At 55.6% G+C, this 21,244-nt stretch carries 25 protein-coding genes; all 25 read right to left on the bottom strand.

The features are described from left to right. Positions 1-435: 435 nt before the first annotated feature. A complete protein-coding gene (locus tag KGZ66_01920) occupies positions 436-807 on the bottom strand; it encodes an ArdC family protein (protein MBS3984346.1) in 372 nt (123 codons plus the stop codon). 211 nt (positions 808-1,018) lie between these two features. Further along, positions 1,019-2,116 (bottom strand): DNA cytosine methyltransferase, encoded by a 1,098-nt coding sequence (locus KGZ66_01915; GenBank protein ID MBS3984345.1) that lies wholly within the window; start codon positions 2,114-2,116, stop codon positions 1,019-1,021. Then, positions 2,094-4,202 (bottom strand): ATP-binding protein, encoded by a 2,109-nt coding sequence (locus tag KGZ66_01910; GenBank protein MBS3984344.1) that lies wholly within the window; start codon positions 4,200-4,202, stop codon positions 2,094-2,096. The genes KGZ66_01915 and KGZ66_01910 overlap by 23 nt, the downstream gene beginning before the upstream one ends. Positions 4,203-4,273: 71 nt before the next feature. After that, positions 4,274-4,504 (bottom strand): hypothetical protein, encoded by a 231-nt coding sequence (locus KGZ66_01905; GenBank protein MBS3984343.1) that lies wholly within the window; start codon positions 4,502-4,504, stop codon positions 4,274-4,276. Next, on the bottom strand, positions 4,501-5,064 hold the full coding sequence (locus KGZ66_01900; protein MBS3984342.1) for a hypothetical protein: 564 nt from the start codon (positions 5,062-5,064) through the stop codon (positions 4,501-4,503). The genes KGZ66_01905 and KGZ66_01900 overlap by 4 nt, the downstream gene beginning before the upstream one ends. Next, a complete protein-coding gene (locus KGZ66_01895) occupies positions 5,061-5,930 on the bottom strand; it encodes a DNA adenine methylase (GenBank protein MBS3984341.1) in 870 nt (289 codons plus the stop codon). The genes KGZ66_01900 and KGZ66_01895 overlap by 4 nt, the downstream gene beginning before the upstream one ends. Before the next feature lie 44 nt (positions 5,931-5,974). Then, a complete protein-coding gene (locus KGZ66_01890; protein ID MBS3984340.1) occupies positions 5,975-7,072 on the bottom strand; it encodes a hypothetical protein in 1,098 nt (365 codons plus the stop codon). Then, complete coding sequence (locus KGZ66_01885; GenBank protein MBS3984339.1) at positions 7,069-7,314, bottom strand: hypothetical protein; 246 nt, start codon at positions 7,312-7,314, stop codon at positions 7,069-7,071. The genes KGZ66_01890 and KGZ66_01885 overlap by 4 nt, the downstream gene beginning before the upstream one ends. Continuing rightward, positions 7,314-7,937 carry a hypothetical protein gene (locus tag KGZ66_01880; GenBank protein ID MBS3984338.1) on the bottom strand — a complete coding sequence of 208 codons (624 nt, stop codon included), beginning with the start codon at positions 7,935-7,937 and terminating at the stop codon, positions 7,314-7,316. Before KGZ66_01880 ends, KGZ66_01885 begins: the two co-directional genes overlap by 1 nt. A gap of 3 nt (positions 7,938-7,940) precedes the next feature. Further along, positions 7,941-8,789: a hypothetical protein gene (locus KGZ66_01875; protein MBS3984337.1), complete on the bottom strand. Its 849-nt coding sequence runs from the start codon at positions 8,787-8,789 to the stop codon at positions 7,941-7,943. Position 8,790: 1 nt separating this feature from the next. After that, positions 8,791-10,551, bottom strand: a complete 1,761-nt coding sequence (locus KGZ66_01870; GenBank protein ID MBS3984336.1) for an ATP-binding protein — start codon at positions 10,549-10,551, stop codon at positions 8,791-8,793. Then, positions 10,548-11,015, bottom strand: a complete 468-nt coding sequence (locus tag KGZ66_01865) for a hypothetical protein (GenBank protein ID MBS3984335.1) — start codon at positions 11,013-11,015, stop codon at positions 10,548-10,550. Before KGZ66_01865 ends, KGZ66_01870 begins: the two co-directional genes overlap by 4 nt. Before the next feature lie 11 nt (positions 11,016-11,026). Continuing rightward, on the bottom strand, positions 11,027-11,632 hold the full coding sequence (locus KGZ66_01860; GenBank protein ID MBS3984334.1) for a TraC family protein: 606 nt from the start codon (positions 11,630-11,632) through the stop codon (positions 11,027-11,029). Then, positions 11,629-11,934, bottom strand: a complete 306-nt coding sequence (locus KGZ66_01855) for a PrgI family protein (protein ID MBS3984333.1) — start codon at positions 11,932-11,934, stop codon at positions 11,629-11,631. The genes KGZ66_01860 and KGZ66_01855 overlap by 4 nt, the downstream gene beginning before the upstream one ends. A 405-nt stretch (positions 11,935-12,339) precedes the next feature. Beyond that, a complete protein-coding gene (locus KGZ66_01850) occupies positions 12,340-12,828 on the bottom strand; it encodes a hypothetical protein (GenBank protein ID MBS3984332.1) in 489 nt (162 codons plus the stop codon). Positions 12,829-12,849: 21 nt separating this feature from the next. After that, the gene (locus tag KGZ66_01845) at positions 12,850-13,722 is read right to left on the bottom strand and encodes a hypothetical protein (protein ID MBS3984331.1); all 873 of its coding nucleotides are present in this window, start codon (positions 13,720-13,722) and stop codon (positions 12,850-12,852) included. 59 nt (positions 13,723-13,781) lie between these two features. Beyond that, entirely contained in the window at positions 13,782-14,024 is a 243-nt protein-coding gene (locus tag KGZ66_01840) for a hypothetical protein (GenBank protein MBS3984330.1), read from the bottom strand. A 14-nt stretch (positions 14,025-14,038) separates the two neighbouring features. Further along, positions 14,039-15,835 (bottom strand): type IV secretory system conjugative DNA transfer family protein, encoded by a 1,797-nt coding sequence (locus KGZ66_01835; protein MBS3984329.1) that lies wholly within the window; start codon positions 15,833-15,835, stop codon positions 14,039-14,041. Positions 15,836-15,847: 12 nt separating this feature from the next. Then, a complete protein-coding gene (locus KGZ66_01830) occupies positions 15,848-16,387 on the bottom strand; it encodes a hypothetical protein (protein ID MBS3984328.1) in 540 nt (179 codons plus the stop codon). Continuing rightward, positions 16,384-17,550: a hypothetical protein gene (locus tag KGZ66_01825; protein ID MBS3984327.1), complete on the bottom strand. Its 1,167-nt coding sequence runs from the start codon at positions 17,548-17,550 to the stop codon at positions 16,384-16,386. The genes KGZ66_01830 and KGZ66_01825 overlap by 4 nt, the downstream gene beginning before the upstream one ends. Before the next feature lie 61 nt (positions 17,551-17,611). Further along, positions 17,612-17,998: a hypothetical protein gene (locus KGZ66_01820; protein ID MBS3984326.1), complete on the bottom strand. Its 387-nt coding sequence runs from the start codon at positions 17,996-17,998 to the stop codon at positions 17,612-17,614. 2 nt (positions 17,999-18,000) lie between these two features. Continuing rightward, positions 18,001-18,375 carry a hypothetical protein gene (locus tag KGZ66_01815; protein MBS3984325.1) on the bottom strand — a complete coding sequence of 125 codons (375 nt, stop codon included), beginning with the start codon at positions 18,373-18,375 and terminating at the stop codon, positions 18,001-18,003. A gap of 408 nt (positions 18,376-18,783) precedes the next feature. After that, positions 18,784-19,812, bottom strand: coding sequence for a ParM/StbA family protein (locus KGZ66_01810; GenBank protein MBS3984324.1), 1,029 nt, complete (start codon positions 19,810-19,812; stop codon positions 18,784-18,786). Beyond that, on the bottom strand, positions 19,793-20,389 hold the full coding sequence (locus tag KGZ66_01805) for an HD domain-containing protein (protein ID MBS3984323.1): 597 nt from the start codon (positions 20,387-20,389) through the stop codon (positions 19,793-19,795). The genes KGZ66_01810 and KGZ66_01805 overlap by 20 nt, the downstream gene beginning before the upstream one ends. A gap of 313 nt (positions 20,390-20,702) precedes the next feature. After that, positions 20,703-21,107, bottom strand: coding sequence for a prepilin peptidase (locus tag KGZ66_01800; protein MBS3984322.1), 405 nt, complete (start codon positions 21,105-21,107; stop codon positions 20,703-20,705). Between the last annotated feature and the right edge of the window lie 137 nt (positions 21,108-21,244).

The raw sequence follows: 21,244 nt of genomic DNA, 5'->3' as shown, positions 1-21,244 counted from the left end.
GGTGGAGCAGAATACTATGACGCCCAGGAGAAATCTACGATGCTTGATTTCCTGAAGACACTTCAGTGATTGACATTATCTAAACTTGAATCATAACATTCCCCTGTGCGCCGAGTCCCTTGCACTTCACTTTGCATAATGTAGGGCTTTTGATAAGCGTTATTATCTCAAGCTTTACATAATAACGCTTTGGTTTTCCAGAGGGATGAAAAGGATGACGCATGCCTGCATCATCCCTCTGCCAAACCTCACGCGCCGCTCGGGTCGCTCCTCAGCGTTGCCCTATCCTGCGCGGGAGTAAAAGCACCTTGATGTTAGCACGCCTAAGATTCCTCATCAATGGGTATTCCAACATTGCCCTGGCTCACTTTAACCGTGAAGGCGGCTCATTTTCACCGTGACAGTGGCTCACATCGGACCGGAATGGTGGCTCTCTCAAACCGCAGTATGCATGCGCTTGGGTTCAATGCCCGTGCATTGAGTCGAGACCTCAAAGACACTGTAGTAGCGCAAGAAGGGAATCGTCTTCCTTTCTCTAGTCTCCGCGTCTTCGGCCTCCGTCCACTTCCAGAAGACCACCATGTGCGCCCTTTCGCCCTTATTCACCTTCCCCCCAGCCTGCTGCACCTGCAGAAATGTCGCGTACTCGCCCGGCGGCAACAGGCGGTTAATGCCGCGGTATACCTGCTGCGTAGCCCAGGACACAGGCGGCCCTCCATCAACCCAGGGTCTCGCCCAAGGGATAACCCCTCGCTCCAGCTCCTTGACAATGCGCTCAGTAACCATCTCATACACCTTGTTATTCAAGTTTTCTCCTCCTCTCGCGCTCTACTGAATACTCTCGCCCATGCACACCGCCACCCTCTCCGCACTAAAAAAAGGCCCCTTGGGCCCATTAGGTGTTCGCAGTATGCACTTTCGGCATCGTCTTCGGTATACGTGCCCATCGCGTTAAGCATTGCCCTCTCCAAGCTTGCGATGGTCTCCTTGTCTAGTCCGAGCGCCTTGGCCCCGAGCACTAAGTCCCCGACGGCTGCGCTATTGATAATCTTTGACTGTATTCCTGCATAGCCCTATAGCACTGCTCGGCTAGGACTTTCGCGAACAAACAGGGAAGAGCATTTCCAATTATGCGGCATGCGTAGTCCATGAAGTCTGTCGCAATAATGTAGTCAGAGGGGAATGTTTGAATAGTGGCTGCCTCCCGTACTGAGATGGTTCTCAGTTCCTCTGGGTGCCCAAAGCGCCCCTTGCTTGGAGTGGTGCAACCTCCGGTAACCGTGACAGAAGGCTGGTTCCATGACAGGCGGCCATAAACATTTACGAAGCCATCATCTCGATTTTTATGGCAGTCAGGCCTCAGGTGTTCTGGTAAGAGAGACCTACTGACACCGGGTTTCAACGCATGAAACCTCTGAATGTTCTTAGCAGAAATGTCCCTCACTACATGCCAGTTGAAGCTTTGTGGACCACCGCTCTGATGAGCTTGGCGTAATGACACTGGAGATTTGTAGGCGCCAATCGCTTCCTCTAACGTAACCCACGGCTTCGTCCCACGCTGCCCTAACCGCGAATGTGTGGGTGCGGGCAATCCAATTCTGAATCCTCTTCCAGCCAAGAGAACCAGACGACGCCTGAGCTGGGGAACTCCGTAGTCAGCAACTTGCAGGATGCCCCACTCTACGATATACCCGTTGCATTCCAGTTCTTGAATGAACCTACCGAACTCAGCCTTTCCCCTTGTGGCCAAGCCTGGTACATTTTCAACCATTACGACTAGAGGCGTAAGCTCTCTTATGATTTTGCTCATGTCGTCAATTAACTGGTTCCTCGGGTCCACTCTTTGATACTTGGCTGTCAGTGAACTGAACCCCTGACAAGGGGGGCATCCCGCAATGAGGTCTACCTCGTTGGCACTGCTACCAAGGAGCTGCCTTGAATCTACAGATCTTATGTCCATCGGTAGCAACTTCACTTCAGGGTGATTCTCCTGATACGTCTTAGCCGCATGAGGTTCAATCTCCACTGCAGAGATTACCTTAAACCCTGCCTGCTTAAGACCGACAGTCAGACCACCGCCACCAGAAAAAAGGTCAATGGCTGTTGGCTGCTGCATCTCTTCTCTGCCTTTCTGCTTCAGCTAGGAAATCTTCATGTCGTTGCCTTGTTCGTAAGAGGAACGAAGCCCAGTTAATGTGCTGAAGCTGACCTTCTTTTTTCCTAGCGCAATAGACACTAAGATGTATTCCCGAAAGATTCAGCTGGTCACACACAAGCGTAAAGGAATACCCGCCTACAAACTTGGTGAAATCACTGTTAGCAGGATCATCAAGAAAGCCTTTCATGCGACTTATATAGTCATCAATTCGTTCCATTTCATCATTGGTTAGCGCATGATGAGGCTTTTTTATTTCAATCATCTGAAGCATGTTCTCTTGGGTAGACATGACGAAGTCGACCCTCTTGTTAGGGTCTGCGAAGTTCTGCAAATTGAGCTTCTTACCAACTACTCTCTCAAACCACTTTTCAAACTCATTCCTCAGGGTTGTGAAGGACTGGTTAGATGTAATTGGCGACCACTCAGGGTTTACCAACCAAGGGGCTTGGGTGACCAACTGCTGAAACGCCGACTCCAGCGTACTAGGATCGTCTTTTAGCGCTTCAACCTTTTTCATGACAGCTAGCCGATCATCCACTATTCGACCAAACGATGCTAGTTCGGCAATGCGTGCTGTCCGTAGGATGTCAGTTACCACGGCCAGAGGTGAATCGTGCCCCTCGGCTACCTCTCTGAGTTTCTCTGTGAGCGTTATATGAGGGGCAAGGGTTAGGCTGAGCTGAACCAATCTTCCTACAAACTCCTGATCCCTAACCTCATCTTCTCGAACCGTCTGTCCTATCACTTTCCCCAACTCAAGCGCATTCTTTCTAATGCTCTCTTGCTCAGGCAACGGAAAAGCCTCTGCCACTCGTGCTCCGATCTGCGATGTCTCCTCAAAAACCATCCATACCTTCATCTTCATCGGCTCCCGAGACATCCTTCCCACAATCCTGACCAGGTCTTGACCCCATACCTCAAACGCCTGGCCAATCTCATGAGACCACAGTATGTCCCGCCGATCTGTCTGAATGAGATCCTCTTCCTCGTCCAGCCAGTCGGCGTGTATTTCTCCTACAAAGTAAGAGCGTATGCTATGTTCGCCTGTAAAGCCAGCTTTCATGTTGAAAAGGTTAGTCTGGGCTGCGATCTTACCTCTGCAATAAATGCGGACTCCTGCCATGAGATCGTCCTTATAAGGCTCCTTTGCGTATCCCACCCACCCTATAATTGGGTAGTTTCTACTATCCACAGGGAACCCTGCGCTCATGCCGTCCATTTCACGGCCGTCGGGTCCAACTACAAGGTAATAGGGGGTTCGCTCAGGAGTCCAATGTTGTTGAAAGGATATGCGCGTTCCTTCTAGCACTGGAACAACGTAACGCCCAACCTGCGCCTTCCATCCGTCGTCTCCTTCGTTCTTTAGGCTATCGATCAACTCAACGCGCCAGTTCTGTGAGACGATACCAAAGCGCTGTGCCAACTGTTTCTCGAAAGTAGTAATGTCCGGCACTCTACGGTAGGCAAAGCCTGAAAGAATGATCTTCGTTCCCGTCTGTGGGGATAGAGAATCATCAAGCGGCCCTGGATCCGGGTTGTAGTCGATGTCCGAAGGATCCAATATTTTCAGACGATCTAGAGTAAGGTGCGCGGTCATGTACCCCCTCTCAATCTTTCCGTCGGTAGTTCTTCTCTCAGCTATTTCCCCACCCGCGCTTATGATTTCTACCCGCTGACAGATTCCGAAAGGAGCAAGTTTTCCTACCCCTTTCCTGCCCATGACTTTCCTTTGAAAAATCCGAGAGGTATCTCCGCGTTTCCCATCCGTGCGTCGTTCCAAGCCAACCCTAAGGTAGAACTCGTTAATCTCATCAGGTGTCATTCCTATGCCGTCGTCTTCCACAATGATAGTATATTTCTTATCTCCACCGGTCTTAGTAGATAAGTATTCCCCCATAGGTGCATAAATCTTCACTGATTTGGCATCGGCATCGTAGCAGTTTGAGACCAGCTCAGCCATCACCGCTGATACCTTGTCGTATAACTTAACCCCAAGCTTATCTATGGTAAGCCTAGAGATTCTCATCGTGTACTTGTTTGACATTGCCTTTCCTCCCCTCGCACCTTAATCCTTTCTCTATGCTTAAGATAATTCCTGCAACCGTTGTTTTCCCGTTACCCGACGGGGTTTTGATTCTGAACTACTAAGAGTTCACGGTTTCCTTCCGTATCCTCTGGGCCATAGGGCATCGTTGCCGGTTTCTCTGTCGAACTGATGATATAGGTAGTCACCGCCTCGTGTCCGATACTCCCAAACTCCACCTTGTAGAGAGTCGCCCTGGCCTCGAAATAAAGGACGCCCTTACAATCCTCTATGTCAAGCCGCCTCCTAATGTGTTTTCTCATCGATATCTCCCTCCTAAATACGGATCGTCCTGCGGTCGCGAATCAAAGACGCGCTCCCTCCGCGCCATTATGTCTAGGATGTTATTGGCCAGCACAAGCGGGTATTTGTCATACCTTATCCGATCGCCCGTCCACGAACCACGGGTATTGTTGATTCCGTTCAGGAGCTTAATCCCGCGCCCAGCAGTCTCCCAGAGAAGCAGGTTGTGCGTGTAGTCGTCTAGGAGGAAGTCTTCCTTGCTGACTCCACCCGGAACGTACTCCTTCTTATCAGCCCCGCAAGGCGCGAATAGCCGATGCTCCTGCGGTATCTCAGGCAGGTGCCTATCTAACCACGCCTTCTTCTCCTCATACGCATAGTCGCTGTCGGTTAACACAGCCGAAAGAATCCGCACTTCGACCTCCGGCGCCGTCTTCACTATGTGCCGAACGGCCTCGATGACATTTACGTGTGGAGCCAGGTTTAGAAAATATCCCTGCTCATAAAGGTCTTCTAAGGTCTCCACCTTGTTAAATACCGCCAGCGTCCCGTCCATATCCACAAACAGCCGTTGCGTCACCGATCTTCATCCTCCAATTTAAGCTGCAAGGTTTCCTCAAAGTTCATCAGTAGCACCTCGGTCGCCGTATTGTTGCTGCCATTAACCACTTGACGCGCTGCGGTAAACGTCACCCTCCGCCAATTAGGATAGAGCTCATTAAGCAGCGGATTGGCGTAATACGAGACCATTGCCTTGCCCTGTATGCCGCTTAAGATACGCGCAAGATCCCTGTGGTCCTCTTCGGAGAAAGCTCCTGCATAGTACTTTTCCCGCCCGATGTACGGTGGGTCGACATAGAACAGCGTTTTATCCGAGTCGTAGATTCTTAGGATATCACGGAAATCCCGGTTCTCAATCATGACGTTCTTCATTCGTCTGGCAAACTCTAAAATCGTTTCGCAGGCCGCAGAATATGTTCTGGCCGTATTGTGTGCATAGCTAGATCTCCATCCCGTGCTCTTTGAGAATGCGGAGCTTGAATTCCCTTTCGCTATCCCCGATCGGTTCAGATAGAAGAATCGAACCGCCTTCTCAATAGCATCGGACGGAGCCGGAGCCGATCGGAACCGTTGAAACAACTCGCGACTATACGGCAGTGTATCACAGCGCCTAAAGAGCTCTTGCGGATTCTCTCTTACAACCAGCAGAAAATTGACCAGATCCCCGTCTATATCGTTATACACCTCGGCATATACCGGAGTCTTCTGGGCAATAACGTGCGCCGCGCCCCCGAACGGTTCGACGTAGCATGTGTGCTGAGGAGCATGCCGCAGTATGTGCTTGGCGACCCTCCCCTTGCCCCCGAACCATATCAGAGGACTCCGGCAAGGCGTAGGCAGATTTAGCCTGTTCGTATCAGCCTCCTGAAGGCAAAGCGTATCCATCTATAGCACCCCCTCTCAATTGGTCGGTAGCCACTACGCCGCCCCTAGAACAGCTTAAACGTCCTTTGCCTCTTCCTTTCAGGCAACAGCGTGCCGAGAATGCGTCTTAGCACCTCCTCCCCCGCCTCAGGTATCGCCGTAGGGTCAGGGCACCAAGCTAGCTGCAGAGGAAGAATCCCCGTAGCCTCCTTGAACAGCCGCCGATCCTGCTCCGTTCCAAAGGCAGAGACCACTGCTGCCTTCCCGAAGTCCTCACGCAGCGCGTTGTGCTGCCGTACCAAGTCCATAATCCGCCACGACGAAGCCGCACCTACGACCACCGCACACTGCGCCCGGTATAACTCACGCAGTCTCTCCGCGTCAATCACACCCAGGTCACGCACCACATAGTCGTACTCCGCCAGCTCCGCCGCCACCTGATCGTAGAGATACCCCTCGTTCTCCCGTCGCCTAGGAAGAGCAAAGACATCCGTAGGCCCGAGTCTAAAACCCTTCGGACTTCTGCACTTGCCCGTCGCCAGCCCCACAATCGACTCAAAGACTGGGCGCTGTGAATCCTCAACGATAGCCGCAGCCCCCGTCTTGGCGAGAAAGGCCCCTAACATCAGCGCAGTGTGGGTACACCCCATGCCAGCCGCCAGACCGGCTACGGCCACCGTCACCCGACCTAAAGGCCTCCGCTCGATGATTACCGTTTCCCTCGTCCTCTGCTCCGCCTCCTCCCGGAACCCCCGGTGCCAGCGTGAGGCCGCCGCATACGACCCCTCTCCCCGCAAACAACGTCTGAAGTTCTCGGTGAACACGGTGTCATTGCTACCTTCGCAGAGGTTGTACACCCCGAGGCTCACCAAGGCAGATACCGTCTCATCACCCGGCTGGCGGTCGCCTACGAGAACAACTACCTTGCACTCAGGCCGCGCTATACGAAACGCATGTAACCCCCGCACCAGCCCTTCTCCGGACGCGACATGGATATCCACCACCAACGTCCCGCCGGGCAGCCTGCTAGCCGCCTGAAACACCCGCTTAATGTCTTCATCGCTGTGTACGCCTACAGACTCATACAGAACCTCACCGTGCGCCCCCACCATCTCCCGGACACAGGCGGGAGATGAAGGAGCCAGAAGCAATAGAAAAGTCACCTCACACCTCCAGCGTTAATCCGCTCTGCCGAGGTGTAGGCGTCGACCATCGCCCATATCCAGACAATAAACCCCGTGAAAAACCCGACTAATACCAGCATCAGGACTAGATTTATAGCCTGCACGGCCATAAACAGTAACCCCTTTAGAATCTGGCCGTTGTATATCTGCCCAAGCCCCGAGAAGAAAAAGCTGAGGACCGCCGCCAACCCGGGGTCCTTGATCCGCGTCCGTACTTCCATCAAAAATGCCCTCCCTTTTTTATGGTCTGATACATCACTTCGGCCCACTGACCCTCCTCCGCCGTCATCCCGAGCAGCCCAGCGACCTCAGCCACGGGCAACACCCGATATACCGGAATCCGCACCACCGTATACACGGCACGCTCTCCCACTGCGTTTCCCTCCTCGTCGTAGATAGTCTCGTAGCCAACGAATTTCTCCACTTCTATGAAGTCCTCGATCTCAACGAACCTGAGGGCCAGCTCCCGGATTTCCTGCAGCTTAGCATTCCGCAGTCGAACCGCAGGATGCTCAGGAGGCAGTCCCTTAAGATCGGGAAACTCGAAGCTAGAGAAGTCCTGGCGTCGGCGCACCGCATCCACGGCCAACACAGCCCGCCAGTCAATCTCCGGCGGCCCATGCCATTCCCCCGCCAGCGAGGACATCGCCTCGTCGGTGGCCTGCATATACAACTGGATCGCCTGCGGCGGTGCAAGCGGAGTGCTCACCATAAGCAGAAAGGGAGCAGCCAGAATGAACAGGGGGAAGAAAACGAGCCCGACCACCACAAGGATGACCTTGCCCGCATCCTCGGGGTTCATGGCCGCCCACACCGCCGCCTTAAGCGCTACCTTAGCCGCCATCGTCTATCCCTCCTCCCCCAACGGGTAGAGCGTTCCCTCCACCGTCCCGTCCCTGTCGGTTAATGCGCCTCGTGCTTTGATCACATCCAGTTCCCTAAGCATGTTTTGCATGCTCTGTACACCCTCGTCAAGACGCTTGCGCATAGTGTCGAGCGAGGCCGGGTAGGACTTGGCGAGAGCGCGGTCTAACGTAGCCGCCGTATCACCCCACCAACTCAAGCCATGCCTTTCCATGACCCCCCGTATCTCTTTTAACACGTGCGTCGAATGCTTGTGCTCACTGACCTCCGACTCCAGACGCAAAAGCCTGCCGGCCACCGCACACCGCACCTGCCACCCAAGCTCCCGGGATGAAATCTTGTGCGTCAGCCAATCTCTCCAGTACTCGGCTTGCGTCGAATGAAACGGGTACCGATCGCCCTCTAGTCGCGACATGATGATGTAGAGCAGCATGTTGGCGTTAATCTCAATCTTGCGGTATGCGGCCTTTTTCTTGGTGGTCACGCCCCCAGATTTAGGGTTGTACCACATCAGCCCGATACTCTCCTCAACCTCGTGCCTCTGCACCATCCCCGCGGGCGTTACAAAGTAGAACTCGTGGACATACGGCAAATACCGAGTATATTTCGCATCCCGCAGAAAGTCCCCGCGGCTAGTCTTAATCTCATACCCCGTAATTCGTGGACGAGACCAGCTTTTATCTATGGCCACGGCATCGAACATCACTAGCCCCTCGACGTCCGGCGCGTGCGTCGGCCCGTTCTTGCACTCCGCGAGAAAGAACTCCTTGCCCTCATGCCTCTTGGCTAGCGCCCCCTTAATCTGGAGGCTAGTCACGCTCTTAACGACCATCTTACTTCCCTCCTCCCGTCAAATACAGCGCCTCATAGGGCGCGGCTTCAATCTTCACCCGGATCCTCTGCGCTCCCGCCACCAGCAAGCCTTCGCCCCGTCCAGCCGTCATCAGGAACTCCTGCTCGGCCTCAGACAAAAGCATCAGGCCAGACAAGACCTGCAAGTCCCTCTCTCCCTGTGCCAGTAACAGCTTATACGTCGGATTATCTAACAGCGCCTGCCCATGTCTCGCCACTTCCGGCGACAGGAAGTCGACGACATTCTGACTGATGACGACCAACGCCCCCATGTACTTGCGTATTCTCTTGCTCGCATCCCGAAGAAACGCCAAGGCCTGCGGCGTCTGCGGATCGGCCAATAACCACGCCTCATCGACGACCAAAATTGTTCTCTCCTGCCGGTCGCGCTCTACAATCGACCAGGCATAGGAAAGGACATTAAAATACTGCGCTTTCCGCACCGCATCCTCCGCATTCTTTAGGTCGTGGATATCGAGCACCGTAATCCCCGAATCTCCGTCTGGGTCAGGGATATCCGTAGACCACAACCCCGCATCCGTCCCCTCCGCCGCCCTTTTCAAGAGCGCCGCAAGCTTAGCCAGTGACTCCTGCCCCTGTGCGGCCCTCTGAGCCAACAAGTCATACAGGTGCTTGACCGTCGGCCAACTCTGCACTGCGGCCAAATCCGCGCCAAAGTGTATCCCAGCTCCCTTGTACACGTCCATAATCGCTTCTTCGAGCAAAGCCTTGTCTATGTCGGTTAGCTCCTTGAGATAGAGGCTGAAGAACGTCCTCAGCGTCCGCACGTGGAGAGCCAATGCCCCTTGTTCGCCTTCCGTCTCCTCGCCCGGTGTCACCCTAACCCGCATCGGGTTTATCTGGCTGCGACTCCCACAATTAACCCAATGGCCGCCTAGGTGCTTACACATCTCTTGGTACTCACGCTCGGGGTCAACGATAATCACCCGGCTCCCCTGCAGATACTCCCTGAGCACCATCATCTTGGCCGCAAAGCTCTTGCCAGCCCCTGGCTTAGCCAAGATAGTGAGGTTAGAGTTCGTTCTATCCCCCTCTCGCTTCCAGATGTCTACGAGCACAGCGCCCCCGTCCCTGTCTTTCCCCAAGAGGATGCCGTTCCCGTCGTTAAGCCCGGCCACGGTAAAGGGAAACGCAGCAGCCGCAGTCTCAGCTGGCATATTGCGCGAGAACGCCTCCTCTATCCCTATGGGGAGTGTCGCCCACGGCCCTACCGCCCGCAGCCCATCATCCTGCCGAAACAGCGCGCCCCTCGCCCGCATACCAGCAGCCGCCAACAGCGATTCCAAATGCCGCGCCCGCCTATCTAAGTCCTTACTGTCTGTCGCCGTCAACATCATCATGACGGTCACAAACAGCACCTGCTGCTGCTCTTGGTCGAGCTTCCGCAGTAGTTCCTGCGCATCTCCCAACAGGTGTTCAAGCCTCTGGATGGTCAGCGCATTACCCCCCGCCTCAATCCGCCCCGAGTACTCCCCAATCGCCCTATTGATACTCTTCACCAGTTCCGCCGGGTCCGTCGGCTGCAAATGCACCGACAACGTAACCCCCGGCGTATTAGCCAATCTCGCGAGAAAAGCCGCAGGCACCCGCGGCGGGTAGGCGGTAATAGCCATAACCCGCGCCTGCTGGTCTCCCAGCGTAATGTTTTTCGCCGCGAAATCTAAAGCCTGCGGCAAGGCAATATCCAGCATATCCGGTAAGGCGACTGCCTTCTTCTTCATTTCGCACCTCCGTTGTTGTTTATAGCAGATATCTCAAGAACACCCGTCGTAGAAGCATTTGGCCTAAAGACAACAATCGCAGAAGGAAACGGAGCGCTGTTCTCGCCGCCCCCAAACCGCAGCCTCCCTTTAACGAACCGAATTTCTTGTGCACTCATGCAGTAGTCATGCCACCACCGCGTATCTGTACGTGCCGGCAGCAGGCAGACCACCGTCGCCCCGTTCCCCATGGCAGACTCGAACGCCTTCTGCACCCATCTGCCGATGCTCCGGCCATAAGGCGGATTCATCCAGCAGATACCAGTCCATTGCTGCACCAGTCCGTCTACTTCTGGCGAAAAGAATGCACTGCACTTCGCGTTTTCGGCAGTCGCACAGACATCGAGCGTGAAGCCAAACTCTCCGTTCAATTGGTCGAAGAAAGCTTGTGGAGTTGCCCAGCAGTCTGTGTGAGACGAGTACATGCCCCGGTTAATCACGAGTAGATGGGTGGGAGCACCGAACCCGCAGCCCCCACGCGCTCAGTTGCCGCTTTGTCGGGATTGAAGAATGAGAATAGCACCTCCAGAATCTCCTGCCCATCGCACATCGTCGCAGTAAGCCCCGCCCCGTTAAGGCTCGTCGCCAGCTCGTGTGCTGCGCTCACCGCATGCGCCGCATCCTCCGCCGTGAGTAGTACATAGAACCTCCGTTCCGCAGTCTCCCCGCCCGAGGCCACGCCCGCAACATATCTGCTATATTCCCTTAGCAGCTTCTTGCGCGTCGGATTGCCCTCTTCTTGCGCCTTGTCCGTAAGCCGCCGCAAATAGGCATCGAGGTCAATAGGACGCCCCAGTGCAAATATCTGCAGAGGAGCCTTAATTCCGTTGAGCGCCTCATGCCATGCGGCAATCGCACGTTTCTTCTCACCCTCGCTCCGCAGAGACATATTCACGGGCATGACCCGAATTAAGGCCGCATGCGTACCGTCCTTCCTCTTGATAGTCCTTGCATCAATCGCCTCCACCGGCAGCCACTCCCGCACGCTTGCAGCTGTCCCCGTGGGATCCTTCTTTCGTTTACGCAAGGCTAACAGCTTCATTTCACCACTCCTCCTTTGGGCACGTTAAAGAACCTTCTCTGCCCCGTTTTCCACCGTCTGTAGGACAACACCAAACCAAACAGACTTTCCCCCTCAGACCCTGCCCGCGTGACAAAGAACATGAAGCCTGCCGGCACAACCACCAGCACCATGCGGATGAGCGCTGACGCGCCTAATAGGGAGACCAGTAAACTCAGTAGAAAGCCGACCGCAAGCCCGCCTGCGCACAGCGCAATCTCCGGCAGGCCAAAGCCAGGTATTAGCTCAAAGCGCGCTCTAACGTTTTTCGGGACTAGATACACTTCCTATCGCTCCTCTCTCAAGACAAATTAACGAGGCACCGATTACTCAGTGCCTCTCAAGAATCCAATGCATCTGTTTTACGAATCAGTTTTTCAACGGTCTGCCCGCCGCGAAGCAGGCTTCTCAATGTGCGGCCTCATCTCAGTAGGGGTGTTCCCGTGATGCTTCCATTGGCGTCCTTTTAGACGACTACAATATTGTTGCGGTAGCGGCGTGGACTCACTCATGTCCTCTTCAATCCTCACGAAATCGAAAAACAACACATCTCTGTTGAGGGCAGTTTTATTCGCCGCCATACTAGCGAGGCGAAAGAATTGAGACTCTGTTTCAGCCTCTACATACACCCCGTTAACCAACCCCTTATAGTAGCTACTCATCCCCAGATATTTCTTCATCACCAAAGCCTACCTCTCGCCCCGATCCCGTGTCCCCGTCTTACAGCGTCCAGCGACCCCCAACGTCCATGCCTCCGGTGTCCGCATGGAGTAGCGACACACGAGTCCTGCGATGAGGGGTAGTTCTCGGGCCGATTCCGCAACTGGTCCCATGAGCATCCCACGGTACCTTTTAGCTACCTCGGAAAACGTGGGCGCTCCGCCGGTCTCCATGTCGTTCAGCGCTCCTAGTAGTTTGTCTAGCGAGTGCTCTATCAGCCCCGTCCAGTCGATTGTAGCGTGTACTTCCTGATGCGTGGAGCGGTAGGCAGCCTCCTGCCCGGGGACATCCGCAAAGTCGCACTTGCCCAGCTCCCCAGTCTCCAGTAGCCGTCTCATCTCCGTCATATATTTTCCCGGCGCACTCTTGAAACTAACCTCTCGACCAAACTCGTCCCGCAGCACCCATTGTCGCCAATCGCGCTTCTCAGTCTTTGTTGCATTAGCATAGTTCTCCAAATCAAACACCTCCCGTGATTTTTATGGCCGTGCGCCTGTCGACCGCGTAACCAGCGCCCGGACCGCCGATGTCCCTGCACGAGATGCGGTCGAAGCCAGAGAACCCGTGCCCGTGTGATATGAAAACTGACGCAGAACTGCTGGCGTCCTATGTGCGACCCACAGCCATGCTACCCCGACCAGTAACGTGTACACCTTCAGCGGCTGGCCGACCAGCATGCCGCCTATAGTCGAGAAAAAGCCCGTGAGCATGAACATCTGAACGGCCTGCGACATAGAGACGACGATCAACTCCCTCCACCACACAGCCCACGCTCCCTCATCTGCCCCCGTCAATCCCACAGCCATAATCGGGCCGGCCACCGACAAAAAGGCTATCTCCACGCTGCGGATAATAGACTGCAGGTAGATGAGGAGCCAGAAGACGACCATCGCCCCAAGCAACAGCAAGGCGCCAAAGCCCACGCCACCCGTCTGTAGCAGTACAGCCCGCAGGGGGTTCGCCCCCTCGGGAAGCGTTGGCACTTCGGCCACGGCCACGGCAAGCGTCGCCCCATAGCCAAAGACAGTTCTCGCCAGCCACGGCGAGCCCATGAGCAATGCCGCCGCATAAACCGCCCGTTTGACCAGTTTAAATGGACTCACGTCCGCACTCCCCGTGCTAAAGAGGATATAGCTACGGAGTGCCTCCACCGCCACCTTAAGCCCCAGCAGCGCTCCCCCCACGACCTGCGCCAAAGAGATAGCCCCACGGACAAAAGCCAAGTCCAGTAGCCGCAAAGCCATCTCATGCTCACGAGCGATGGTCGTTGTGAAGAAAGAGAGAACGTCGTTTAGCACGTTGATCAAAAACCCGTTTATTGCAGTTGTAAGCATCTCTGCAAGGAAGCCCAAGCCATCACCTCCATCCTAAAACCCCCCGCCAAAGCGGGGGGGTGACTTTGCCTCAAACCCTACTGGAAATACGCTAGTACAACGCGCACTATGGCCGTCGCGCTCATGCCGATTGCCCCGCCCACCAAAATGTTCTTAATCGCCTTGTTATGGCTGGCCGCAGAGTGAGCGTCACCCTCCTCCATCTCCTTCATCAATGCGTGGTAGCCAATCATCACCCCGCCCGCCGTAGGGATAAGGAACAGAATCCACGTAGTGGCATCGGTCAACAGACGACTGACGTTTTGAATAAACTCTGGCATATGTTTTACCTCCCCTATAACTTACTTATTACCGTTGGCCGTTCTACTTTCTTTGGCATAGGAGCTTCCCGCCGCAGCGGAATGTCCTCGTACACAGCATCATCCCGGCGGCCTATCTGCACCGGCACGAGATCCTTCTCCGCCGGCCACCGTGACAAGTCTGGGAGCCTTAGTTTCGCCGCATTCTGGCCCGTCTGTAGAACCAGCGACCAATTCTTAGGCCACCGTGTTACCTCATCCGGCATCAGCAGCGCCCTCCCTGTCATGCTCTCGCTCACATTAGACTCCGTACCGCCTCTCGAAGAAGACGAGTGGCTTTCTGTTTTAATCGTGTGCTGTCCCGTCTTCGCGCTGATCATCTTAGCCGTCTCTATATCAGCCGTAGACAGGTAGACCCAAGTCGCGCAGTTACCCAACACCGTCCCATGCGCCTCACCATATCGGGCTTTGATCTGTGCTACGTCCTGCACCGCGAGCAAGAAGCGAATATTGCGGCCTGCGGCCACCGTCAGCTTCTTGTCGAAGTCTGGAATCGGTGGGATGTTCCCAAATTCATCGAGAAGGAAATTAACCCGCCGCCTTAACCGCCCTCCGCACCGATTACCGAGATCGGCCAGCGCCTGGTAGCACTGCGCTATATAGAGCGAAGCCAAGACGTTCCTCGTCCCTCGCTCATCGGGTATGACGAGAAACACAGCCGCCTTCTCCTGTCCCACCACCCGCACATCCGTCTCATTCTCGCCTGTCAGCCAGGCGACCGCCGGATCGGCCCACAACCGCAGCTGCGCAGCCGTCCCCGTGAAAATAGAACTCCTCAGTCTGTCCGAAGACAAAGCCGCCACCCCATAGGCACTCCGCGCCGGATGGCCGGGTGGGAACGACCGGAGCAGCGCATCTAGCTCATCACCATCCCCCGTCCCCCTCTCATGGAGCAGTGCATAGCACTCGGCCATCGTCTTGCGCCCGACCGGCGCCTCCGAGGCCACCGCCAGCATTAGGGCTGCCGTCAAACTCTCCTGTGCCTGCGGCCAAATAGGGTCACCATGATGAGGCCTCTGGTAAGTAATAACGTGCGCCGCATCCCACGCCGCTTGCCCCGCCGCACTCCCGTCACCGTTGACAATAGCCTCGGTCACCGGCTGCAAGAGATTCCACCGCAGCCCGCAATACGGATCGCGCAGGTCAATGCGCTCTACCCGGTAGCCCTGTTTCTCAAGGTAAGCCTTGCTCCTCGCATGCAGCTCACCCTTCGGGTCGGTGACAACCATGCTCTCACCCGCCCGACCCAAACCCCAGATGGTCGGCAAGATGATACGCCGACTCTTTCCACTCCTCGTGGCCCCTATGACCAAGCAATGCGTATCTGCCTTATCTACCCAGGCATCAAACCGCCCGAAGAGTGACTTCTTCCGCACACCCACCACAAAGCCACCCTCAGCCCCGCCAAGTCCCCCAAGCGTCTGCTGCAGCGACTTCGCATTGCGCCACCTGGCCGTGCCATACGCGCCGCCTCTCGCGCTCCGCACATCGTCTGGCGATACCCCGCGCTCCCTCCTCCGCTGCCTATAAATGGCCCACGCTAACCGCAGCGCAATTACCCCCAGCGGAATCTGCATCCACAGCCACGGCTCGCGCACCTCCTCCCCCCGCAGCACCCGAAGCCCCCTCACAGGGTTATCGACGAACGCTGTCCTCGCCATCTCCACCGCCCGCGGGATGCCAACATCCCCCGCCAAGTAGAACAGCTCGAGGATCAAGGGCACAACAAAAACACTAAGCAGAATTAGAAGCCCCAACAGAAAGACTTTCAACGGCATTCCTCCTCAATTGAAAAAGCGCACCACCAGCCAAACTAAGTGGTACACTCCTAAAATCATCGCCAGTATCCCGACGGTTATCGCCACCTGCACCCCGTACTGCTTAGCTCGTTCCGACCAGCTAGGAGTCTCAATCCTCTCAATCCTGCCGGCCAGAGCAGCCACCCCCCGCAAGAACCGTTCGTCGTTCGCCAGCATCCCCTGCCTGATGTCCGCGATCAGCTGCATTTCCTTTCCAAGCACCTCCGTGTAGATCCTCGCAAACTCCACCTTCTCTTGTCGGGTTTCCGCAAACGACTGAATGACTCGATTTGTAGCCGCCTGCCAGTCCGTGTGCATCTCCCGCACAAAGCGCTCAACCGCCTCCAGCTTAACTATCGCCTCCCTCTCGCCCCCAAGCCTATCTTTTAGCTCTACAAACTCCCTCTGCACCGGCACTACTTCCAGCACCGCCCGCAATAACTCCTTAACCTCCGTCAGCTCCGCCTTTAGGTCCACATATTTGGTCGTATCCGCTGGCCGCTTGGTTACCCCAACCTCGCTCAAGCACGCTCCACCTCCTTCTGTTTATTGATCTCGACGTGTTGCAGACCATCCTGCCGCACACGCGACTTGAGGTATTCCCTCGCCTCCTCAATCCTCAAGCTTGTCCTCCCTTGTCTTAACAGCGCACCCGTCTGCAAAAATAGCGAAGAGGCTTGATTAATGGTCCTACGAGTACGATAGCCCTCTTCTATCCACGACCTCCGCACACCAACCGCACCTTTGATTGCCACCTGCGCTATGCGCTCTCTCAAGTCCTCTATGGCATTTTGCCGCGCTAGCTGCAATTGCTCAGGCCGACTCGTGTGGTAGGCCGCCACTTGCTCAGCAAGCTCGCCGTACTCCTGAACCTGTCTCGCAAACGCAGTCTGTCCCAGCACCAAGTCCGCGACCCTAAGCGCTTCCTCTTTGACCTCAGGGGGCATAAAAGCGAAGAACATCCTGCCTCTGGTAGGCAATGCGAAGGCCAAGGACGTTAAGGCGTTTTGTAGTGTTGCTCTTGCCGCGGACGGCAGCCGCATGGGCTGCGTAAGCAATCCAACGCCAAGCTCCCGCATTCTATCCCTACACATCGTTTTCTCCGCTAGCAGCCGTCGCCTTTCCGGACCGTATATCTCACCCACGAACAGGCCCCGGGCATACCGCAACTCAGATCGTGCAAACTTCCCGTCCCTCCGTCTGCAGCTTTTGTCCCAAAAGATAAGGTGCACATGATAGTGTCCCGGCTCCTTGTGAAAAGCCGCGTACCACCTAAAGTCCCGCTCCTCAATACCCAGCTTGAGCCCTATGTAGGGCATGGTCGCCCGCAGCGTCTCTTCCCATTTGGTGCGGTCGGTATGGCCATATCTAATAGCGTCATCTTCACGAAGCGACAGGATGCCGCGCCATACAATGCCCTCATGGCACTTGGCCTCCCCGGCCACCGCCTTAATATCTACCCCCTCCTCTGCCGATCCGAACAGCCCATGGCTACGCGGACGCTCCTGCAGATACTGCATAAAAATCGCGTTGTCTGTCTCAGGGCTCTCTGCGTCGGGTCTCCTTTCGGACAATTCCACCCCCGGCCTTGTGGCAATGTACTTCACGTGTGCCGCATGTTTGTCTTTGTTTGTGTTAAACGGCTGATAGAACTTAAACTGCATAAAAAAAGGCGCACGGGGCCGCATCCTGACCCTCTCCTTCTCCCCCGTTTAGGGTTTGGGGCATTGGTCTTACGAGGCTACTCGTCTACTGCTCAGGGAGTTTTGCTCGACCGGAAGCCAGTGCAGAGGCGCGGCGATGCAATTCCACCACCCCAGCGACCCCTAAATCCGCTGCGGCCTGGACTCCTAAATACATACCCGTACCCGCGGCAATCGCCGCTTGGACAGCCGCCTTCGTCAAAACAGCCTCCGTCGGGCGAAGCTCATCTCTCACCGTTCTCCGAATCATCAAGGTTAGCTCATCCCCTTCGCCCTGTTGAGCCTCTAGCCCCTCCTTAAGCACGCGACGCATAAGAGCCGATACCGTCTCGCGATTCAGGTCAGCCGCCCGCTTTAAGGATAAATAGGTACCCTCCTCTAACGAAAAGTGCACTCTCGCCATCTTCCCGCCGGATTCCCTTCTCTTGACCATCGCTAAACCTCCTCTCCGTCATCTTCCACTTTGAGGTACTCCACGGCCTTCGCCCGAGCCAAGCGCCGCATCTCGGTAGCGCATCGTTTGTTCGCGACGATAATGCACTCTGCGGATAAATGTGCTGCGGTATATGCTGCCCTAGTAGTCTTGCTTAGTATCTTTTTGATTCGTTTTTCCATTGCCTCGCTGGCGCTCTTAACTTCCGCTGCCACGGCCAGCCTAACTATACCCTTAGCCTCTTCCCCCGCAATCTTGATCGCTGCGGCCTGGAATATGCGCCGAAGCATACCCGCCATGGTCACTCCCTCGCGGCCCGCTGTCGCTCGCACCTCTTCGTAAAGCTCCTGTTCCATCTCCAAGATAACGTTCCTCATCACACCAATCCTTCCGTGCTCTACGTGTTCTTTGTTTCAAAAGAGTAGACCACACATGTGCTCGCACAGGCCCCTTGAGATACGCAAATTTTGCTGTGTTTTCAGGTGTGTCTGCACAGAAAAACACACAACCACGCGTCGTTTTCGGGCCCAACGCACATCCCTTAATACTTCCCCCATCAGGCTTTGCCTGATGATGTGATCGACCCTTATCCTGCACTAAAGCAAGGCATAGGTCATCGACCATTTGCTGAAAAGAACCATCCGGCGACCCACAATGAGTGTGAGCGTTATCGACGCAGATCGTGATTGTGTTGCCGCCCCAGTCGTCCTCAAAAGCAACCATCTTGCCTTCATTGGCGAGGGCCAGTATCTTTTGGAGAATCTCGCGTTCCTTGTTTGGCTCCATTAGACCGCCAGCCCCGTTCTCTGGAGCTCCTCCGCCACCTTCAGGAACCCGCGAGCGTTAGCAAAGCGCGGGTCTTTAACCAATGTGGTCGTAGGGTGCAGCCCGCCTAACGCACGTTCCAGCGCCACAGCCCCTCCCCCCGCCAGAAACACAGTATGGAAGAAGTTAATCTTGTTCCCCCATACCGTCTTCAGTCGATCCTTAATCCCCCTGCCGAGTTCCTGCTTGACGTCCTCCAGCTCACGCGAGAAGTCCATCTCGCGGCCCTTGTAGATCAGTTTCCCGCTCTGTACCAGCCGCATCGACTCCGCGACGTCAAGCTTAGTCCCCGTCCGATCAGCGAACAACTTCTCGGTCGCCGTCTGCAGGTACGACACCCCGACAGGAATAGTCCCGGAAAGATCCTCCCGCAGCACCAACCTGTCTTCCACCAAGAAGACCACAAAATCCGTCGTCTTAAAGCCCACGTCCACCAGCCCGAGGTAGCTGCCCTTGTTCAGATAGCGTTGCCTATCGTCCCAGATAGCGTAGTACACCGCCCCCGCCGCCTGCGGAAACACCGTCGTCTTAGCAAACGAGATTTGCTTCCTCGTGACGCCATCCTTCCTGTGCACGGAAAACACCATCCGCGACAGCATTTCACGAAACTCCTCGCGCTTGTGAATGTACTGCTCTAGCGGGAGTCCCGTGACCAAGTGCACCGGTGCCGGTGTCTGCGGGAACAGTAACAACGCAGCCGCCGCCAACAAGGCCTTGGTGTTCGGGTGCGCAATCTTGTCCTCATCGAAGGCGAAAGACACATTCTTCCCTTCCCGTCTTGCCAAATCCCCCGCGAAAAACTCCCTCCGTCCCTCGCTGTCCGAAATCACGAGGTGAAGCTCCGTCTCCTCCCCCATCCCCGCCCCAAACAAACCCGACAATGGTCTATCATAAGCCTCGCCAACCAGCGAGGGGAACGACACCGCCTTGCCCGTCTCATTGACCCCCTTCACGTAGCCGTAGCCGAGATCAAGCCCTATTTTGAACACCCATTAACTCCCCTTTCGTCAAAAACTTCAAAACTTCCTCACCCACATCCGGATCAAACTGCGTCCCCGCGCCCTTCTGCAGTTCCTCTAGAATCTTGGCCCTATCTAACCGCGGCGCGTAGTGCCTGCCCCTGTACATCGCATCGAGCGCATCGCACACTGAGATGACCCGTGCCGCATGCGGAATCCTCCTGCCCCGTAGCCCGTCAGGGTAGCCGTCCCCATCCCAGCGCTCGTGGTGGTGCCTGGCCGCCCTCACAATCTCTTCCGCAAAACCCTTGGCCCGCAGCCAATCGGCCCCGGCTACTGCATGCCTCTGAACCTCTGCCAGATCACGCCCATAAAGCCGCCCGGGTCTTAAGAGCAGATTGGTGTCCACTAGGTACTTCCCGATATCGTGGCTCAGCCCCGCCTGAAACACCAACCGCGAGCTCCAGACGCCCATTCTCTCCGCCACGACCATCGCCAGAAGTCCAACCCGAATGTGATGCTCCTTTAGTTCCTGTCGCCACACACCTAGCCCGTGCACGTCCCCGACTGTCGCCGCGAGGTCTTTGATAAAATCACCTCTCGACACTCACCCGGAGCGGATATATTTTGGTCACCCTCCCGTTCACAGTGACCTCGTCGATCTGCATAAAGTCCCCATTTTCCCAAGCCGGAACCTCTACCTCACACCCCAAGTCCCACAAGACGCTCGCGCACTTAATGGCAACCCCATAGGTAACTCGATTACGCTTGATGTCTCCCGCCCGAGCACACGCATTAACACTCCTCGCGGATTCGAGTAAATCACCCTTCAGTTTTTCAATTAAATGGTCTATAAGATAGCCCGGTGTATTTACGAATCGCGGCAAAAGCCCCTCTTGCATATGTGTCCCCGCCCTTCTCTAAATCATTAACCACACTAAAAGATACCCCACGCAAATGGCCGGGACGAAGGGTAGAGCTTCCCGCGTCCTCCGCAAAACCAATGCATAGGCAATAAACACAGCGCACGCTAAAAGCAGCACCACCCATATCCCCATTCCTTCGCCCACGGCCAACGCCGTGAGAATCTTGACGTCCGCCCCGCCAATCCCACCAAAGTGCCAGAAGACGTAGAGGACGCCAAATACCAACCCGACACCGGTCAAGACCTGTATGAAGGGCGGCCTGTTCAAGGCCACCCTCCCCAAAGATAAACCCAGAAGAAAACCGGGGTATGCGTTTCTAACCTGCATCCCCCGGATGTCCTCGATTGCCGCAAACAACAGCGCCCCTATCACGAGGGCGTCTATCAAGCGTATGAGCATGTTGAGCCTTAGTATCCCGAGGAGGGTGGCGGCGGAGCTGGGATTTCTTCCGGAGGAGGCTGGCCGCCGCCAGACGGAGGCGGAGCTGGGATTTCTTCCGGAGGAGGCTGGCCGCCGCCAGACGGAGGCGGAGCTGG

Source organism: Selenomonadales bacterium (assembly GCA_018335585.1).
Lineage (GTDB): Bacteria > Bacillota > UBA994 > UBA994 > UBA994 > UBA994.
This window is presented reverse-complemented; position numbering and strand designations above follow the sequence as displayed.

What these genes read in the sequence shown, in the direction of transcription:
- KGZ66_01915 (MBS3984345.1), bottom strand. Translation starts at nt 2,116, where the DNA reads ATGCAGCAGCCAACAGCCATTGACCTTTTTTCTGGTGGCGGTGGTCTG.
- KGZ66_01910 (MBS3984344.1), bottom strand. Translation starts at nt 4,202, where the DNA reads ATGTCAAACAAGTACACGATGAGAATCTCTAGGCTTACCATAGATAAG.
- KGZ66_01905 (MBS3984343.1), bottom strand. Translation starts at nt 4,504, where the DNA reads ATGAGAAAACACATTAGGAGGCGGCTTGACATAGAGGATTGTAAGGGC.
- KGZ66_01895 (MBS3984341.1), bottom strand. Translation starts at nt 5,930, where the DNA reads ATGGATACGCTTTGCCTTCAGGAGGCTGATACGAACAGGCTAAATCTG.
- KGZ66_01885 (MBS3984339.1), bottom strand. Translation starts at nt 7,314, where the DNA reads ATGGAAGTACGGACGCGGATCAAGGACCCCGGGTTGGCGGCGGTCCTC.
- KGZ66_01880 (MBS3984338.1), bottom strand. Translation starts at nt 7,937, where the DNA reads ATGGCGGCTAAGGTAGCGCTTAAGGCGGCGGTGTGGGCGGCCATGAAC.
- KGZ66_01875 (MBS3984337.1), bottom strand. Translation starts at nt 8,789, where the DNA reads ATGGTCGTTAAGAGCGTGACTAGCCTCCAGATTAAGGGGGCGCTAGCC.
- KGZ66_01870 (MBS3984336.1), bottom strand. Translation starts at nt 10,551, where the DNA reads ATGAAGAAGAAGGCAGTCGCCTTACCGGATATGCTGGATATTGCCTTG.
- KGZ66_01865 (MBS3984335.1), bottom strand. Translation starts at nt 11,015, where the DNA reads ATGTACTCGTCTCACACAGACTGCTGGGCAACTCCACAAGCTTTCTTC.
- KGZ66_01860 (MBS3984334.1), bottom strand. Translation starts at nt 11,632, where the DNA reads ATGAAGCTGTTAGCCTTGCGTAAACGAAAGAAGGATCCCACGGGGACA.
- KGZ66_01840 (MBS3984330.1), bottom strand. Translation starts at nt 14,024, where the DNA reads ATGCCAGAGTTTATTCAAAACGTCAGTCGTCTGTTGACCGATGCCACT.
- KGZ66_01825 (MBS3984327.1), bottom strand. Translation starts at nt 17,550, where the DNA reads ATGCGGCCCCGTGCGCCTTTTTTTATGCAGTTTAAGTTCTATCAGCCG.
- KGZ66_01820 (MBS3984326.1), bottom strand. Translation starts at nt 17,998, where the DNA reads ATGGTCAAGAGAAGGGAATCCGGCGGGAAGATGGCGAGAGTGCACTTT.
- KGZ66_01815 (MBS3984325.1), bottom strand. Translation starts at nt 18,375, where the DNA reads ATGAGGAACGTTATCTTGGAGATGGAACAGGAGCTTTACGAAGAGGTG.
- KGZ66_01800 (MBS3984322.1), bottom strand. Translation starts at nt 21,107, where the DNA reads ATGCTCATACGCTTGATAGACGCCCTCGTGATAGGGGCGCTGTTGTTT.